Consider the following 1183-nt stretch of genomic DNA (forward strand, 5'->3'; position numbering starts at 1 on the left):
TGTGGGAGATTCTATGGTTTTCAGCAAGCCGGTTTGATGCCTTTGGTGGTGTATTCGTCCTGATTTTTCATCAGGGCGAATGCCACCCTTGCTAGCTTCCTGGCGAGGATTACCAACGCCTGGGTCGTTGCTTTTCCGTTGTTCAGGTGCCGTTTGTAGTCCCCTTTCCATGCGGGCGACTTGCTGGCTGCCATCGCTGCATTGTGCAACAAGCGACGGATCTCTGAGCAACCTCGTTTTGTAAGACAACGCCGTCCGTTCTTCTGCCCGGAATCGCTGACACGTAGATCCATTCCCAAGAAGGCGATGTACGAATCACTGCTCTTGAACTCACCCCTCGTAAAAGCCATTACCAGAGCTGTGGCGGTGAGAAAACCAATACCCTCTACTGCCTGGCAGCGAGCGACTTGCTCGTGCAAGCCGGCCTCTCGCAGCACGTCTTTAATCTTCTTTTGGATCAACTGATCCAGCCGATCTATCGATCTCACAAAAGTATTGAACGCGGTTTTCAGGAGGCCTTCATTAGCCCAGCTCTGGGTCATTGCAGTGCGGGCACTCACCAGGGCGGCTCTGCGCCGAAGAAGGCTCTGAAGCTTGCCGTAGACAGCGGGCGGCGGGCCCCAGGGGCGAAGATCCTCACCTTCGTTTTTCAGAAAGCGGGACAGCAACCGAGCGTCGGACGGGTCGGTTTTCACCCGACCTCCAACACTTTTCCGGTAGTTGCTCAGTTGAAAACCATCGATGACATAAACCTCGAAGCCCTGGCGATGAGCCAACTCAACTAAGTCCAGGTGATAGACATTAGTCGCCTCAACAGCGATAGCTGTGTTGAGTGGTTGCTGCTTAAGCCATTTCCTGATTTCGAGTTTGGAATTTTTCAGCCTGACGATCTCATCGCGCTCATCGTGATGGATAACCAGCTCAGCTTTTGCGACATCCGCACCCACAATCAACTTGCCTGCCTGCATTGCCATAGGTGACTCCTCACGTTATGGTTTTTCAGCTTGAAGGGGATTCACCAAGAGGCGCTGGCTTGCTTCTATCGTCGCTTGCAAACGATGCATTCTTTATCGGCGCTTTGGTGGAAGGGGTGGGGCGATGTCTCCCACGGTCTGTACTGCTGTGAACAGTCAGAATCGGCTTTTTCGTCCCACCACCCCTTCAAGTATCACCATACAAGCGG

The 1183-nt window shown here is 53.3% G+C and carries 1 protein-coding gene; it reads right to left on the reverse strand.

Annotation, left to right across the window (positions count from 1 at the left end; translation table 11 throughout):
- Window positions 1-20: 20 nt before the first annotated feature.
- Entirely contained in the window at window positions 21-974 is a 954-nt protein-coding gene (locus ACIP1G_RS31975) for an IS110 family transposase (RefSeq protein ID WP_400744646.1), read from the reverse strand.
- Between the last annotated feature and the right edge of the window lie 209 nt (window positions 975-1183).

Origin of the sequence: Pseudomonas sp. NPDC089392 (genome assembly GCF_044749595.1) — a bacterium.
Taxonomy (GTDB): Bacteria; Pseudomonadota; Gammaproteobacteria; order Pseudomonadales; family Pseudomonadaceae; genus Aquipseudomonas.

What these genes read in the sequence shown, in the direction of transcription:
- ACIP1G_RS31975 (WP_400744646.1), bottom strand. Translation starts at nt 974, where the DNA reads ATGGCAATGCAGGCAGGCAAGTTGATTGTGGGTGCGGATGTCGCAAAA.